This window comes from Nocardia sp. MDA0666, from assembly GCF_003023875.1.
In the GTDB taxonomy this organism is placed as follows: domain Bacteria; phylum Actinomycetota; class Actinomycetes; order Mycobacteriales; family Mycobacteriaceae; genus Nocardia; species Nocardia aobensis.
In genome coordinates, this window is record NZ_PYHT01000047.1 from 1 (window position 1) to 15749 (window position 15749).

The window sequence follows — 15749 nt, forward strand, 5'->3', positions numbered from 1 at the left end:
ATACACTTCTAGCTTCGTCGGCAGCGTCAGATGTGTATAAGAGACAGGCCTGCCCCGGCACCGGCGACGTCCGGGTCGATCCCCTCGGGTGTGGGGGCGCAGACCGTCGGAACCGGTGGCCCGGTACAAGCGGCCACGCCCGGTGCCGGGGCGGGTGCCGTTCCACCGCAACCGGCGGCCGGACGGGGCGCGGACGGGCACGACGGCGGCGGACTCGATCCGGACACCATGATGTCGATCCTGCCGGCCGCGATGATGGGCATGAGCATGCTGCCCATGCTCGCCTCGGCGCTGTCCGGCCTCGGTAAGGGCGGCGGCGGAAACGGTTCCGGCACACAGCAATCCGGCTCGGGCGGCACGCTGAGCCCCGAGGCGCAGCAGGCGCTCGACGCACTGCAGAAACTCAAGAAGACCTACGGCGAGGAGGGTAAGGACCCCACCGGCCCCAACTCCGGCGGCAGCGGAAAACAGCTCGACACCGGCACCGGTTCGGGCAGCAGCGCCGGCAGCGGGAAGACCGCCGCGCAGATCAAGGCACACCAGCTGTTCCAGCGCAATGCGGCCACGGCGTTCAACACACTCGACAACGACCTGGTCAACTACATGCGCCGCCTGGCCGGCAAGCACACACTCGACAAGAAGGCCGTCACTCAGCTGCTGCGCGATGTCGACACCGAACTCGCCGAACTGGGCTCGGCGGCCTACACCAAGGCCGGGCAGCTGAAGGTGCACGACATCCTCACCAAGGCTCTCGAGAAGGCCACCCGTATCGTCAGCGGCGGCAGCGCGAACTCGAAGGAGGCCGCGGCCGAAATCAACCGTCTCACCAAGCAGTACATGTACAACCTGGCCGGCCGGAAATACACCCAGCCTGCCGGCACGACCGCATCATCGGCCGCGCAGAAGGCCGTCCAGGTGGCCCTGCAGCAGCAGGGCGATCCCTACGTCTGGGGCGCGGAAGGGCCCAATTCGTTCGACTGTTCCGGTTTGACCCAGTACGCGGCCCGGGCCGCGGGTGTGCAGATTCCGCGGGTCGCCTCGGCGCAGTACCGCCAGCTGCCGGAGGTCGCCCCGAACGCCATTCAGCCCGGCGACCTGATCTTCCCGCAGTCGGAGTTCAACAACGGCAATCCCGGTCACGTCATGATGTACATCGGCAACGGCAAGTGCGTCGAGGCGCCGCACACCGGAGCCGTGGTGCGCGTGGTCAATCTGCCCAGCAGCTATCACGCCACTCGCTGGGCGAAGTGAACGGGCCCGGCATTCAGTAGCCGACGTAGCCGGTCCCTCGGTGCATGCCCACGATGCCCGGTACTCGATCGACCGATCCGTAGCGATGGATCGCGTACCGGACACCGGCGATGATGTTGTCGACGGGATTCCAGATATCCCGGTGTCCCGGAAGGGCATACGCGTCGAAGGTCGGGTCGATGGTTTGCATCAGGCCCTTGGACGGCGTTCCGGCCGCCGCATTGCTGTCCCAGTTGTTGATCGCGTGCGGATTTCCTGCGGATTCGTGCGCGATGATGGTGGCGATATCGGCCGGATCGATCCGGCTGGTGTCGTAGCCGTTCTGGCGCAGGATTTGCATCGCCTGGTCGATCCATTGACCGACGGCGCCGGCCGGCCGCGTCCCGGGAGGTCCGCCGCTCGCGCCGGCCGCTCGATACACCCGGGCCGGGCGGCCGCCACCGGAATCCCGGATATAGCGTGCCGCCAGCGCGTTGATCTGCTCCGCGCTGACCGCCGACTGCGCCTGCCCGCCGCGCAGGACCGAACCGGCGCGCTGCAGGGCGGCATCCAGCGCGGCGACCACCTGGCTCTGCGCGGCGGCGCCGGTGCCGACCTTGCCGAGCGCGGTCAGCGCGGCATCGGTCTCGGCGATGATCGCGGCCATCGCCGCCCGCCCCGCCATGGTGTCCTCGACCGTGCCTCCGAGAATGCGGCGCAGTTCGGTATTCACCTCGCCCAACGCGCCGGACTCCGCGGAATTCGACTGGCGCACAGCGGAATACTGCGCCCCCGCACCGCTGTCCCAGGCGATCGGACCGGTCGGCGCGCCGGTGTCGGCGAGGGTCGGCGGCGCCGTCGATCGGCCCGTCTCGGCGGTCGGGACACCCTCACCGAAATGACCGGCGATCGAATTCAATGTGCTCATCGCGGCCATCGCCAGTGGGCCGGCCGCCCCGGCCAGCATCGCGATATCCGAACCGCCGGCGAGTGACGCGGCCGCCGCGGTGCCCGCGGACGGAACGGCGGCGGGGAGCGCCGGTGAGCTCGGCGGGGCCGCGGTGGCGGCCCCGGTGCCCGGAAGTGTCGAGGGCAGGCCGCCGCGTGGTCTCGCGGGTGCCGGTGCCGGAGATCGGCCTGCGCGCGAACGTGGTTCGGAGGTGGCGATTCCGGTCTGGGGTCCGGCGCCGTCGGTCGGTTCGGCCGTATCTCGTGTCCCGGCCATCAGTAGCCCCGATACGCTTGGCCGTTGCGAACGGCCACCACACCCGGCACATTGCTGACCGAGCCGTAACGAGAGATCGCGTACCGGACTCCCGCGACGATATTGTCGATCGGGTTGTAGATGTTGCGATGGCCGGGCAGCGCATACGAATTGAACGTCGGGCCGATGGTCTGCATCAGGCCGATCGACGGAGTTCCGTTGGCGGCGTTGCTGTCCCAGTTGTTGGTGGCCGACGGATTACCACCCGATTCGTACCGGATGATGATCGCGATCGCCTGCGGATCGATGCGGCTCGTATCGACTCCGGCGGCGGCCAGCACGCCCAGCGCCTGCTGGATCCACTGCCCGACGGTGCCGCCGACCTTCGTCCCCGATCCGCCCGAGCGCGAAAACCGTTGTCCGCCCAGGTTGTACATGTATTGCTTGGTGAGGCGGTTGATTTCGGATGCCGCCTCCTTGGAGTTCGCGCTGCCACCGCCGACGATGCGAGTGGCCTGTTCGAGCGCCTTGGTCAGAATCCGGTGGACCTGAAGTTGTCCGGTCTTGGTGTAGGCGGCCGATCCGAGCTGGGCGAGCGCGGTATCCACATCGCGCAGCAACTGGGCGACGGCCTTCTTGTCGGTGGTGTGCTTTCCCGCATGGCGGCGCATGTAGTCGACGAGGTCGTTGTCGAGGGTGTTGAAGGCCGAGGCCGCATTGCGCTGGAACAGTTGATGTGCCTTGATCTGCGCGGCGGTCTTCCCGCTGCCGACGCTGCCCGACCCGGCCCGGGTGTCGAGTTGTTTTCCGCTGCCGCCGGAATCGGGACTCGTCGGCGCCTTGTCCTCATCGCCGTAGGTGTCCTTGAGTTTCCGCAGCGCGTCGAGCGCCTGCTGCGCCTCGGGGGTCAGCCCGCCGCTTCCGTTGCTGCCGGTTCCGCCGCCGTTGCCGGAGCCGGATTGCTGTGTGCCCGAACCGTTCTTACCGAGACCGGCGAGGGCGGAGGCGAGCATGGGCAGCATGCTCATAGCGGGCAGCATCGCCGAGGTGAGAGCGCTGGGATCGGCCATCCCGCCGTCGTCGGCCTCGCCGTCCCCGGCCGCCGGCGCCGTGGAGCGGGGGGTCACGAGGCCCGAACCGGCAGCGGGGGCCGACGCCGGAACCGCGGAGTTCGTCACGGTCGCCGGCGTAGTCGACGATTCCGCGGGCGCGGCCCGGCCGGCCGCCCACGGTGACGTCGATGCGGAGGACGCCGGAACCGACGATGCGGCTGCTACCGTGCGCGGGCCGGAAGTCTGCTCGGGCCGAATCGAATCCGAGACCGGCGTCGCGGTGTCGGATGCCGCCGGGCTGCCGGATATCGGCAGACCGGAACGTCCCGGGCTCTGCCGCGCCGGCTTGGACCACGGCGTCGGTCTGGCGGATTGGCCCTCGCCGGTTCCGGAGTCCGATTCAGCCGGCTCCGGCATGTCGTCGGCTACGGTGGCCTGCCATGTCTCCGCACTCGTCATCGCGGCTCACCTCGACGCACGGGGCATCGGAAACCGTTGCGCGACAGCGGCTGTCGTCGGCAGGTCAAAACGGAGAGTCGTCACAACGCGCACTCCTCCCGAACGCCCGGATCGTCCTGAATCATCCTGACTGGTGCGGCGCCGAAAGGAAATTCCCACTGCTGGGAATCCCTAACAATGAGTAGGTCGACTATCGCATCTTGCCTGAGCGTCGTCGATGCCGTGTGTCGATGTCGGCCCTGAGCCCGGAACTCGCGATCGGAGGTTGTCCGACAGTGAAAGCAATGGACAAACCGAGGTCCGGGGGCGGACGCTTCGCCGGGGCACCGCAAGTATCTTTCGTGCTGCGCATGTGTGGCGGCCCCGGATCGAATAGGTAGACACATGGGCTTTCTGGGGATGGACTGGGGAGACGTCGCCGTCGGCGCGGTCTCCATGATTCCGGGTTGGGGTCCTGTTGCCGGCGGCCTCTTGGGGGCCGGTCTCGCACTGGCCGACGGGAAAAGCGTGAAAGATGCCCTCCAGGAGGGCTTGATCGATGGCGTGACGGCAGCGATCCCGGGCGGGAAATGGCTCGGAAAAGGACTCGCGAAGGTGGGCGGCCTGGCCGGCGACAAACTCGCCGGCAAGGCCGCCGGCAACCTCATGCTCAAGGTGGCCGGAAAGGTCCCGGGCAAGGCGGCCACCGCAGCCGTCGGCAGAGGTACGAAGGGGGTGGGCCGATCCTTCGGCCGGGCCGCGGGCCGTGGAATCGGTGGATTCGGGGCGAGCTGGGCGCAAGGGGCCGATTGGTCGGGCGGCGACAAGGCGGCGATGCCGAAAGTTCTCCCCACTCGTCCGGCCGGTAAGGAAAACCGGTACTCGGGCGGCGTGACCAGCGACAACGACGCGGTGATCGGTGCATGACCAAGGAGATGCCGAACCTCCTGGTGCCTGATCAGCGCCGCGAGGGCCTGTGGCCGAAGAGCCTGACGATCTCGCCGGTGATCGAGGACTGGCTGGACGGGGACTACAAGGACACCTTCGAAAAACATTGGAAGGCTTTCGGTTCCCGCGACACGATCGCGCCGCCGGACAAGCCGCCCATCCCGCAGGTCACGCAGTCGGTCCTGGCGTCGTCGGACCTGTTCGCCTCCTACGGGGAGGTCGCCATCAAACTGCGCAACGCCTACGACGGCCTGGAAACAGCGGATGAGAATATTGCGAAATTCGTCAAAGAAGCCGGCAAACACGGCGACGAATTTCAGGACAAGCTGAAGGACGTCATCGACACCCTCAGCATTGCCGCATCTCAGCCTCCGAAAGGCAATATGACGGAGGACGAGCACATCATGACCTACGTCACCGAGGGGCTCACCGCCGGCACGGACACGATGACCAAGGCTCACAACCAGCTGGACAAGGACGGCGGTGACGTCAAGGGGCAAAGCGAGGAAGTCAAGAAACTGACCGACCAGGTCAAGACGCTGACGGCGCAGAACAAGGACCTCACGGCCCAGGTCAAATCGCTGCAGCAACAACTCGCCGGCGGTGGGGGCGGTGGGGGCGGTGGTGGTACCACCTACGATCCCAACCTGCTCGGCCAGCAGGGCAGCGGCGACGACTCCTACACCCCCATGGATTTCGGCCTCGACGGCAGCGGCACCGATCAAACCGGCGCCGGCACCGGCGGTTCGCTCACCGACGGATTGTCCACCGGCTCGAATTCGGCGTCGGATCCCAGCGGGCTGGGCACCGGTTCGACGAGTGGCACCAGCCCGGCCTCGGCCACTCCGGCCAGTATGACCTCACCGGATTCCGGAATGAGCTCTCTCGGTTCGGGAATGGGGTCGGGCATGGGTGGTATGGGCGACATGATGAGTCAGATGCTGCCGATGCTCGCTCAGATGCAGATGATGCGCCAGATGCAGGACCAGGGGCTCAACGGTCGCAACGGCGGCCTGCAGCCCACATATCCGCAGCAGCCCGTGGTCTCGGCGCAACCGGCGGCCGCGACGCCACAGCAGACTCAGCCGGCCGCGTCGCCCGCATCCGCGACCGCGCAGTCCGATGCGGCGCCGAAGGGTGCGTCGTCCTCGCAGAGTCAGCAGGCCGGTGCGGTGCCACCGGGACGTACCCCCGGGGCCGACGGCACCGTCGAATACCCGTTCCCCGACGGGCGCACGCAGAAGGTGTCGCTCATCGTGGCGCAGGCGCTCGACGCGGCGTTCGGCAATCACGGCGGTACCGACGCGCAGAAGGCGTACGAGAAGACGACCGCGAAGTGGACCGACAACAAGCAGATCGGCGATCACATCGATCCGAACCAGCTGATGACCGGCGACGTCGGTGTCTGGGAGAAGGCCACCGCCGTGCTCGTGGTGTTCGGGTCCGGCACCGACGGCACGATCGAGGCGATCATCGACGGCGAACTGCAGAAGCTGGACTCCGACAAGATGGACACGATGTCCGGAAAGGCCGGGGAATTCGGCACATTCACCGAATTCCAGCATCCGCGCGGTATCGAGGCCACGGCCCCCGACCACCAAGCGGATGCGGCGCCGGGGATGCCGATGCCCGGAGATCAGCAGGGTGGGGTGTTGTCGGCCGCGGTCGGGACGCCGACCTGAGGCTGTGGTGAGAGGAGGCAGGTGTGGCGTTACAGGTCGATCCGACCGAGCTCGCCGCCGCGGCGGCGGCACTGGCCGAGCTGGCGCGAGGCACCGGTGCGTCGATGCCCACGGGCTGGGTGCTGCCCGCGGGTAGCGATCCCATTTCCGCACAGGCGGTTCCGCAGCTCAACAGCCATGCTGCCAGCCTCATGAACGGGATGGCGGGCATTCTGCACGAGGTGCACCGGACGGCGCACAAGATCGGCGAGGCCGCGCAGCGCTACACCGACGCCGACGACGAGGGCGCACGCGTCATCGGCGGGCCGGGTGGAGAGGTGCTGGCGAATCCGGTGTCCGACATCGATCCGCCGGCGCTGCGCCGCCCGCCGAGTTTCGGCCTGCCCACCTCGGGGGGTGCGGTGGATCCGCTGACCTTCGCCCAGCAGCTCCGGGCCGGACCCGGTACCGGACCGGCCACCCAATTCGTCTCCGACGTCCGGAACTATCTGGGCACCACGCATGCGGCGGCCCTGACCGGTGTCGACGGCGCCGCTTCCGTCATGCAGCACTGGACACCGGTCGGCTCCGACGCCGCCGCGCGGCTGGGCCGCCATCGCACGTGGCTGGATACGCTCGGCTCCACGCTCGGCAAACTCGCCGACGGAATCGACACGTACACCAAGGCTTTCGACACCGCGAAAGCCAAACACCCCACCCCGGAGGAGATCATCGCCGCGCGCAAGGAACTGGTGCGGTCCATGCGGTCGAAGAATCAACTCGGAATCCAGGCCGCGCTGGCGAAATTCCAGGAGCAGAACGCCCGGTCGGCGGAGACGATCGGCTCCTACTACTCGACGGTGGGTGTCGAGCAGGCCCGGGATGCCGGAGATTCCGAAACCGGAACGGCGGCATCGACATCCGGGCAGTCCAACGGTTCGGGCGACAGCAGCCAGATGATGAGCACGCTCGCCTCGATGCTGCCGACGGTGATGAGTGGCATGATGGCCGCCGGCATGCCCATGATGGGTATGAACGAATCGAACGATCTCGGCACCGGCTCCCTCGACGACTACGGCTACGGCGATTACGGATACGACACCGGCGGGGGCGATTACGGGTATTCCGGCGGTGGCGGCGGCATCGGGGCGGACGTGACTCCGATCGGCGATCTCACCAGCGCGATCGGTTCGGCGACGTCCTCGCCCGTCGCGGTCGGGCCGATGCCCACGGTGGGATCGGTCACGGGAGCGGTGAGCAGTGCGTCGTCGAATCTGCCGCGCACGCCGGTCATCGAATCGCTGCAGAATTCGGCCGGGACGGCGGCGCGCGCGGCCGGCACCGGTTCGCCGATGATGCCGTACATGCCGATGTCTCCCGGCATGGGCGGCGGCGGTGCGAACAACGAGCGCAATCGGGTGGTGGCCTGGCATCCCGATCGCCTGATGTACGTCGACGACACGCCGCATACCGACGCCGTGATCGGTGAGAAGCCCACCATCGCGCCGACCGTGACACCGGCGACACCAGGACCGGCCAACCAGGCTCCGACGCAAACCGGAGGTTCCGCATGAGTGATATCCATCCCGAGGTGCAGGCGGCCCTGGACGCCGCGCGCGACCTCCGGCACAAGATCGCCGACCTGCGCGAGAAGATCGATGCCATCCGCGCCCGCCGGCCCTCGCCGAGCGGCGCGGTCATTCCCGAGGTCGACGCGATGGGCCGGCTCACCGATCTGTATCTGGCACCGGGCACCGTGGACCGGTTCGAGTCGCACGAGCTGGTCGCGGAGATCATCGCCGCGATCCGGGAGAGCAGTGCCGACGCCGGTCGCCAGTACGAGCTGCTGATGGCGCAGGATCCCTGGGGAGACGCCTCGGGCGCATCGGAACCCGCTGTGCCGGAGCAGGTTTCGTGACCGATCCGGGAGGTGTGACCGTCGCCGACACCGTGCGCTGGCTGCACGGTGAGGGTCTGGTGCGATTGGCCGGACTGGCCGAGCGGACACCCGATCTGCTGGCCGCCTACACGATCGACGTGGCCACGGGCACCGTCAACGCCTATCCGGTCACCGGGGCCGGCGCGGGGTCGGCCGCCATGACCTTCGCCGCCGACGATCTGCCCGATCCGGTGGGCACCGCGCGCCGGCTGGTGGTCGTCGGCGTCACCAGCTCGCAGGCGGTACTGGTGGTGGATCTGGCAGCGTCGCTGGCGATTTCGATCACCGCCGCGCGTCCCGAGCCGGCCGCGCGCTCCTGGGTGCTGCAGTTGCTGCTGAATCCGGAGGTGACGATCACCACCAACAGCGCCGAGCTGACACCGGCCTCGGACCCGCGCTGCCGCACCAGTTTCATACCGGGCAGCAGCGCCACGATCGTCAACGTCGACGATATGCAGCCGCCGCTGACGACGATCACGCTGAACCCGGCCACCGACGGCCCGGACCACTTGGATGTCGGACCGGACGGCACGGGGGAAATGTATCTGGGTACAAGATTCTGGCAGCTGCACCAGGTCATGACAGTCGGCGACGAGGCGTGGTCGGCCATCGCCGCCCGGCTGTCGGGCACGGCCGACGACGCGGTCGCCTCCGGGCAACCGCCCGGCCCCGCCGTTTCCGCGCCGCCCGGGCGGGTGTCCGCTCCGGGCATCGTCACAGGTCCTTAGCTTCGCATCAACGACAGGAGTCCGACCATGTCCGATTACGACGACTACGACGAGGACGAACTCGCTCCGCCCGCACCGGATTGGCAGAACCGCGTCTACGAGGTGTTCAACCCCGATCACACCGTCGGCGTCGCGTGCGATCGCGACGGTGAGGTCGTCGGACTGCATCTCACCGACGACGCGCGCGAGAACGGCGATACCTGGCTGGCCGCCGAGATCCTGCGACTGGCCCGGCTCGCGCATACGAAATCGCGGGTGGGCCTGCGTTCGGAGATGGAGTACAACGGCACCCGGCCGTACACGATCGACTCCTTCGATCTGCCCACCGAATCCTCCTACCGTGCCATGGAGATCGCCGAATTCGGCACCAATTCCTGACCAGCGCAGTCACTTTCGAGACAGGTCCCCGCCATGTTGGACATCGACGATCCCGATGACGTCATCGCCGTCTCGGGTCAGGTCGCAGCGGCCAAAATATCGTTCGCCGACCAGGTCGGCGCCACCACCGGCGGCTGGACCGTCGACGAGCGCCCGGCAGCACCGCTCGACTTCCGCTTGAAGGGCGTCTTCGATCAGGTCACCGGCTGGTTCGAGACCGCCGCCACGGACTTGCGCGGCCGGACCCACGCCACCCATACCCGCGCCCACGGCACCGCGACGGGCCTGAAGAACGCCGATATCGACGGCGGCGGACACGTACAGTCCGAATCGGTCTGATCCGCATGAATCCGGAGCGCGAAAGTCCGTACTGGAAGGCCATCGTCAGGGACAACTGGCCGGAGATCTCTCCGCGCGCCTGGGGCCGACTGGAGGCGCTGGCGCGCGAGGGAGCCGAGGCGCTGGATCCGGCGGAGGCCGATCGCATGCGGCGCGCCTTCGACGATCGGGTCCGCTCCAGCGCGAGCCTGCAGCCGATCAAGGACGAGCTGCTGGCGCAGCAGGGCACGTTGCGCGGATTCGTCGACGCACTGGTCGCGGCGGCCGACACCTTCGGGCAGATGTCGAGTCTGGTCGATCGCACCCGCGACCGGATCCTCAACGCCGTCGACGGCGCATTGCGCAAGATTCGCGCGGCGCGGGCAGCCGCGGCGGCGGCGCGGGAGAAGGAAGAGGAAGCCGGCGGGGACGGTAGCGAGGCGGACGCACGCCTCCAACGCGATATCCGGAGGATCCTCGCCGAGGCTCGCGCCGAGGTGGACGATATCGCGGCGGCGGCGCTGCGCGAGGTCGGGCCGCAGGGTCTGCCGGAATTGGCGGCGATCGCGGCGGCGCTGGGGCAGCCGGGGCCGTGGCGTGGTGGGCCGGAGGGCTCCGACGGCCCGGGGGGCGGGCCGAGATACCGCTCGCCTCGCGCGGGAAGCGACGGTCCGGGTGGGCCCGGGACGCACGGGGTCCGATCGCTGCCGCAGGGTTTGCGGCCCTCGGGCGGACCCTTCGTTCCCCACCTGCCGAGCCTGCAGGATCTGCGGGACCTCCTGCGGCCCCATGAATCTCAACTACCGCAGTCCCGGCTTCCGGGATGGGACATCGTCGCGCCCGACGAGGTGGAGCCGGCCACCGGCCACGCGCCCGCACCCGAGGACGGGACGTCGGCCGGGCCGGCCGTGCAGGTGCAACCGGGCTCCGGGCCGGCGCCGCAGGCCGCGCCGACGGGTGGCGGTCGTGCGCTCGGGCCGATGGCCACCCCGCAGGCGGACGGCGGGCCCTCCGCGGCCGAGGTGGTCGCGCCGGAGCATCGTACGGTGGACGCACCGCAGGTGCAGTCGGATACCGTCGCGGCGCAGACGGTTTCACACAGCGAGACCGACAGCGACGACAGTCGCGCCGTCACCGGCGATTCCGGTGCCGAGCGACGGACCGGCGAATCGGGCGCGCCGGATCTCACGGTCGGCTCGGGCCGCCGCACCGATGACGTCACCGGATCGGAGGGTTCGCCGTCGTTGGGTGCGGTGGCGGGTATGGCGGCGCAGATGCCGATGTTCACGGCGCAACAGCCGACGTTCACGCCGGATCGGCCGCCGGTCGCGAACTCACCCGCCGCCGCGGGGCCGGCGGCGGATCCGCGCGCGACATCGGCGCCGGATTCCCGGAATGCCGTTGCGGGACCGCGCGTTACGTCCGCACCCGGTGGGTCTCCCGGTGCGGTTCCCGGTGTGTCCGCGCCCGGCGTCACGGCGCCACCCACCACCGGTACCGGTACCGCGAAGAGTCAGCCGCCGGGCCGCCATACCGGCGAGGCGGGAGCCGGTGCCCACAAGGACACCGGCAGTGACAAAGCCCCCGACAGTGACGAGACCACCGGCAGTGGGGACCTGGTTCGCAATGCGGTGGGCGCCGCGATGGCCGCCGCGGCGGCACCCACCTTCATGCTGGGGAAACGGGTCGACGGCGATCTGGTCCTGGCACGCAGCCTGCTCGCGAGTCTGCTCGCCGCCGGCGGCGCACCCGCCGTCGGTACCGAGTGGGCGGTGTCGATCATGCGCCACGACGGCGGCGTGAGCGCGTTCGTCACGTCCAACGACGGCCGCGGCTGGCTGCCGCCCGCTGTCTTCCTGCCCCGCGAACTGTCGACACCGTGGGTGTGGTCGGTGGCCGAGGGGCCGGCCTGGGAGGGGCTGGCAGATCCGGCCCGGGTACTCGCCGAATTCGCACTGAGCTGGGGGCGGCGTACCGGGGCCCGCCTGTCGGCGCTGGTGTCGTCGGCCCCCTTCGACGAGTTGCTGGCCCGGCAGTTGGGCGAGGTCGCGCTCGAGGGGTCGGTCGAGGCCGCCCCGACCATGGATTTCTCCACCCCCGCACCGGGTTTGGCCGACCGCCTGGAGCTGGTGACCGCGCCGCCGGTACTCGAACGGGTCGCCGCGATCCCCGCGGACCGGATCGGCAGCCGGGGTCTGGACTTCGCCTACGACGCGCATCAGCGGCTCGCGGTGTCGGGTCCCGATCCGTTCGCCTCCCTGGGCGCCGCCGAACTCCGGCATCGCATCATGCAGACGATCCTGCAGGGCGGTCCGGTGCAGGCGCAGTGGTGGGAGCAACTGTTCGACGCCGATCAACTCCTGGCGGCCTCCATGCTGCCGCTGCTGGCCGACGTTTCGCGAGTTCCTCTGGGGGAGTTGCGATCCGAGCATTCCATGGGCCGATCCGCCACCGATTCGGCCACCCTGCGGCTGTCGGTAGCACAACGCCGCTGCAACGAAATGGTCCTGCTGATGTCGGGGGAACCGTCCCGGCAGCGGCTGCGCGACATCGTCTACGCGCACGGGCAGGTGGCGGAATATCTGGCGGCCGTCCCGGCCGGCACCGTCACGCCCGAACCGGTGCGGCGCCCGACGATCACCGCGCCGCCCCCTCGCTAGTGCACACGATGGCGTGCCGGGCCTCGCCGCCGTGCCCTTCCCGCGAGTGGGAAGGCTCGACAATGAGGACGTCACCGGTGGGAAGGATCTGATTCGGCATGTCGGGCAGCATGGAAGTCGACCCTGCGGTCTTACTCGATTTGGCCCTTCAGCACGACCGGGTCGCCGAAGACACCTTGGAATGGGCCAAACCTCCCACCGACTGGCTCCGCGAATTCCCCAACACCTACGGCCATATCGCGGACCCGGTACTCGGCGCCCTGCAGGACTACTACCAGGCGAGACAGAACGCGGGTATCGCGCTGGCCAAGGAACACCGGGATACCGCAGCCAAATTGCGTGCGGCCGCCGCCGCCTTCGAACGCAGCGACGAGGACGGCGCCGCGAACATCCGCCGGTACGACGACACGAACGGATCCGGCTCCGCGCCCTACCAGCAGTCGCCCTCCCTGCCCGGTCCGGGTAACCAGGCTCCCACCGGACCACAGGTCGGCGCGCCGGGCTCCGGGCCCGCCGATGCCGGCGCTCACACGCCCGGTGACACCGGCGCCGACACCCCGGTCGGCGTCGCGCCGGGCGCAGCACCCGCAACATCGTCGGCCGCACCGGATTCGACCGGCGCCACACCCGGAACGGCGCCAGTGGGTGCGGGCACGGGCACGGGCACCGGCCCGTCCGCCGCCGGAGGTCCGGCCGGACCGGGCGGTGGTCCCGCCGGCCCGCCGTCCGGCCCGCTGGGCACGACGCCGCCGTCCGGTGTGGTACCTCCGGGTGGTCCGGCCGGCCCGCCGTCCGGTTTCGGCCCCGACGAGCGCGGGCAGGGGCCGAACGGCACCACCGCCGCCGGGGATCTGCCGCCGGTTCCGGTGCCGACCCCGTTCGCGGCCGCCGTCGCCAAGGCCAAGGACGCCGAGGCCGAACCGGCCTATGTCGTCGGCGACGCCGTGGACGACGATCTGCTGATCGCTCGCACCCTGCTGGGTGCGGTGCTGGCGGCGGTGGATTCGTCCGTGCTGGGCCTGCACTGGGCCGTCGCGGTGCTGCGAGGCCCCGCCGGCGCCGGCGTGTTCATCACCTCCAACGAGGGCCGCGGCTGGTTCCCGGCCGGGCTGTATCTGCCGCGCGAGGTGTCCTCGCCGTGGATCTGGGACGACGTGCTCGCCGACGGTTCCGGCGATCCCGCATCGCCGTGGGAAGGCGTCTCGGATCCGGCGCGGGTGCTGGCGGAATTCGGTCTGGCCTGGGGCCGCAAGGCCGGTGCGGAGCTGACCGCGCTGGTCTCGTCCGGATCGATCGACCACGGACTGCGGCAGCGGTTCCCGAGTGTGGCCATGCAGGATCTGGTCGGCCCCTCCTACGACGTCGATTTGCGCGTGTTCACTCCCGACACCGCCGACCGGCTGGCCCTCGCCGGCTCCGGCGAAGCCCTGGAACACGTTGCGGCCGTGCCGGATGCGCAGATCCGCGCGCACTGTGAGGAACTGGCCGCCGAGGCCCACCGGTTGGTCGCCGGCAGTGCTCCCGGCGGCCCCGACGCGGCGCAGTCGCGCGGCATCCGGGACCGGATCCTGTCCGCGCTCGGGTCCGGCCGCCCGATCCCAGCCTCGTGGTGGGAAGAACTACGCGATGCCGACGATCTGCTCACCGCGGCGATGCTGCCGCACCGGGTCGACGTCGGACGGGTCGACGTCGGCGAATTGCGGGTCGACGACGAGGCCGCGGCGTTGCGTGCCCTCGTGTTCGAACGTCGCTGCAACGAACTGGTTCTGCTGCTGGCCGGCGAGGCCTCTCGCCAGCAATTGCGCGACGCGGTCTATGCCCACGAGCAGATCGTGAAGCATCCGCGCTTCGTCCCCGCCCCGGCCGCGGTGTCCACCGGCGTGGACGAACGGGTTTCGCGCCCGGCGGCCGCGTCGAGCGGTCCGGTTGCCGCCCCCGTCGCGCAGGTTGCGCCTCCCACGGTATCGGCACCGCCGACGGCCGGCGGACCGCCGCCCGGTGCGGTCTCGGCTCCGGACACCTCCGCACCCGATGTGACCGGACGCCCCTGAAAAAGCGGTGCCGGTGGGCGATTCGCTCGCCCACCGGCACCGCTCGGGTAACTCGCCCGGTTTGTCGCGCGTTATGGCGCGACTTCGCTCGCGTTCTCCGGCTCCTCCGGCGTCGCGGCATTCGGGGCGGCCGCCGCGCTCGGTGGTTTCGTCCGATCCTTGGCCGACGCGCCGGTGGCCGGGGCCGTGATCGGCGGCGGGGTGCCGGGAGTCTGGCCGGTGGCGCCCGCCAATTGCGTGGGCGCGGCGGTACCCGGAGCCGCCGCGCCGGGGGCGAGAGCGGTCGGCGCGCCGTTGGGTGCCACGGCAACGGGCGCGGCGGCCGGTCCGGCGCCGTTCGGAACGGCCGCGTTCGGGTCCGTGGCCGCCGGTGCGGCTCCGGTGCCGGGGGTGACCTCGCCGTTCGAATGTAGTTCGGCCTCTTTGTCTTTCTGGTTCTTCTGCATCGCCTGGGTGACCAGCGGCGCCGCCACCATCGCTCCCATCGGGAGGATCATCGCGGCCATGGGCAGCAGTTGGCCGAGGATGTCCCCGAGACCGCCGCCCCCGCCCGACGCCGAGGAACCGCCCGACGCGGAACCGCTGGAAGAACTGCCGCCGGTGCCGGAACCGGACCCCGAGCCGCTGCCGGTACCCGCCCGGGACTGGTTGTCCGCGTAGACCGCGTCGACGAGGCGGTAGACCTGTGCGACCGCCGCGCTGATCTGCTGCATGAGGGCGGCCTGCTGGGCGGCGGTCGCCTTCGCGGGCACCGCCTTCACCACGGCCTGCAGTTCGGCGACGATGTTCTTGATACTGGCGAGCGTCTCGTCCTTGCTGGCGGCCACCAGGACCGAGGTTCGCGCGATCTCCTGGTCGTATTCGAGCAGTGAGGTCTGCTTCGCGTTCACCGCGGCCATGGCCTGCCGGTAGCCGACGGTGGTGTCGCTCTTCCCCAGATTGGTGAACACCACCGGTTTCAGCAGACTGGCCACCTCCGGCGGTGGCTTCGGCATGCCGCGACCGAGCAGGTCGACCGCGGTCTGGATCGCCGTACGGGCCAGCGCGACAATGGCTTTCACCGCCGGTTTGGCACCCGGGGGCGGGTCGAGTTCGACGGTCCAGTAGTGCTTCTCGGGATTGGCGGGCGGGGGAGTGGTGGG

General features: G+C 69.8%; 12 protein-coding genes and 1 pseudogene. 10 read left to right on the top strand and 3 right to left on the bottom strand.

The annotated features are described in order from the left end of the window. Nucleotides 1-90 precede the first annotated feature (90 nt). Nucleotides 91-1251 (top strand): C40 family peptidase, encoded by a 1161-nt coding sequence (locus C8258_RS31935; protein ID WP_158271339.1) that lies wholly within the window; start codon nt 91-93, stop codon nt 1249-1251. A gap of 13 nt (nt 1252-1264) precedes the next feature. Here the strand turns inward: C8258_RS31935 and C8258_RS31940 are convergent, their stop codons facing one another. Continuing rightward, nucleotides 1265-2455 carry a transglycosylase SLT domain-containing protein gene (locus C8258_RS31940; RefSeq protein ID WP_233225475.1) on the bottom strand — a complete coding sequence of 397 codons (1191 nt, stop codon included), beginning with the start codon at nt 2453-2455 and terminating at the stop codon, nt 1265-1267. Further along, the gene (locus C8258_RS31945) at nt 2455-3945 is read right to left on the bottom strand and encodes a DUF4226 domain-containing protein (protein WP_106958313.1); all 1491 of its coding nucleotides are present in this window, start codon (nt 3943-3945) and stop codon (nt 2455-2457) included. The genes C8258_RS31940 and C8258_RS31945 overlap by 1 nt, the downstream gene beginning before the upstream one ends. A 384-nt stretch (nt 3946-4329) precedes the next feature. On the opposite strand from C8258_RS31945, the gene C8258_RS31950 reads away from it, so the two are divergent. From C8258_RS31950 to C8258_RS31990, 9 genes are all read left to right on the top strand, one after another. After that, nucleotides 4330-4851: a hypothetical protein gene (locus C8258_RS31950; RefSeq protein ID WP_146161386.1), complete on the top strand. Its 522-nt coding sequence runs from the start codon at nt 4330-4332 to the stop codon at nt 4849-4851. After that, nucleotides 4848-6554 carry a hypothetical protein gene (locus tag C8258_RS31955; protein WP_106958315.1) on the top strand — a complete coding sequence of 569 codons (1707 nt, stop codon included), beginning with the start codon at nt 4848-4850 and terminating at the stop codon, nt 6552-6554. The genes C8258_RS31950 and C8258_RS31955 overlap by 4 nt, the downstream gene beginning before the upstream one ends. 23 nt (nt 6555-6577) lie before the next feature. Beyond that, the gene (locus tag C8258_RS31960; RefSeq protein ID WP_106958316.1) at nt 6578-8107 is read left to right on the top strand and encodes a PPE domain-containing protein; all 1530 of its coding nucleotides are present in this window, start codon (nt 6578-6580) and stop codon (nt 8105-8107) included. Continuing rightward, nucleotides 8104-8451, top strand: coding sequence for a YbaB/EbfC family nucleoid-associated protein (locus C8258_RS31965; RefSeq protein WP_233225476.1), 348 nt, complete (start codon nt 8104-8106; stop codon nt 8449-8451). Before C8258_RS31960 ends, C8258_RS31965 begins: the two co-directional genes overlap by 4 nt. Continuing rightward, nucleotides 8448-9200 (top strand): hypothetical protein, encoded by a 753-nt coding sequence (locus C8258_RS31970; RefSeq protein WP_063820483.1) that lies wholly within the window; start codon nt 8448-8450, stop codon nt 9198-9200. Before C8258_RS31965 ends, C8258_RS31970 begins: the two co-directional genes overlap by 4 nt. A 27-nt stretch (nt 9201-9227) precedes the next feature. Further along, on the top strand, nt 9228-9578 hold the full coding sequence (locus C8258_RS31975) for a hypothetical protein (RefSeq protein WP_036509607.1): 351 nt from the start codon (nt 9228-9230) through the stop codon (nt 9576-9578). A 33-nt stretch (nt 9579-9611) separates the two neighbouring features. After that, nucleotides 9612-9917 (top strand): hypothetical protein, encoded by a 306-nt coding sequence (locus C8258_RS31980; protein ID WP_063015065.1) that lies wholly within the window; start codon nt 9612-9614, stop codon nt 9915-9917. Nucleotides 9918-9922: 5 nt separating this feature from the next. Continuing rightward, the gene (locus C8258_RS31985; RefSeq protein ID WP_106958317.1) at nt 9923-12556 is read left to right on the top strand and encodes a hypothetical protein; all 2634 of its coding nucleotides are present in this window, start codon (nt 9923-9925) and stop codon (nt 12554-12556) included. Between the two features lie 98 nt (nt 12557-12654). Beyond that, nucleotides 12655-14607 (top strand): type VII secretion target, encoded by a 1953-nt coding sequence (locus tag C8258_RS31990; RefSeq protein ID WP_106958318.1) that lies wholly within the window; start codon nt 12655-12657, stop codon nt 14605-14607. 71 nt (nt 14608-14678) lie between these two features. Here the strand turns inward: C8258_RS31990 and C8258_RS33035 are convergent. After that, nucleotides 14679-15749: pseudogene (locus C8258_RS33035) on the bottom strand (hypothetical protein); the annotation flags it as partial.

Bases quoted from the DNA above. Each gene is read 5' to 3' on its own strand.
- C8258_RS31940 (WP_233225475.1), bottom strand. From the start codon at position 2,455: ATGGCCGGGACACGAGATACGGCCGAACCGACCGACGGCGCCGGACCC.
- C8258_RS31945 (WP_106958313.1), bottom strand. From the start codon at position 3,945: ATGACGAGTGCGGAGACATGGCAGGCCACCGTAGCCGACGACATGCCG.
- C8258_RS31950 (WP_146161386.1), top strand. From the start codon at position 4,330: ATGGGCTTTCTGGGGATGGACTGGGGAGACGTCGCCGTCGGCGCGGTC.
- C8258_RS31955 (WP_106958315.1), top strand. From the start codon at position 4,848: ATGACCAAGGAGATGCCGAACCTCCTGGTGCCTGATCAGCGCCGCGAG.
- C8258_RS31965 (WP_233225476.1), top strand. From the start codon at position 8,104: ATGAGTGATATCCATCCCGAGGTGCAGGCGGCCCTGGACGCCGCGCGC.
- C8258_RS31975 (WP_036509607.1), top strand. From the start codon at position 9,228: ATGTCCGATTACGACGACTACGACGAGGACGAACTCGCTCCGCCCGCA.
- C8258_RS31980 (WP_063015065.1), top strand. From the start codon at position 9,612: ATGTTGGACATCGACGATCCCGATGACGTCATCGCCGTCTCGGGTCAG.
- C8258_RS31985 (WP_106958317.1), top strand. From the start codon at position 9,923: ATGAATCCGGAGCGCGAAAGTCCGTACTGGAAGGCCATCGTCAGGGAC.
- C8258_RS31990 (WP_106958318.1), top strand. From the start codon at position 12,655: ATGTCGGGCAGCATGGAAGTCGACCCTGCGGTCTTACTCGATTTGGCC.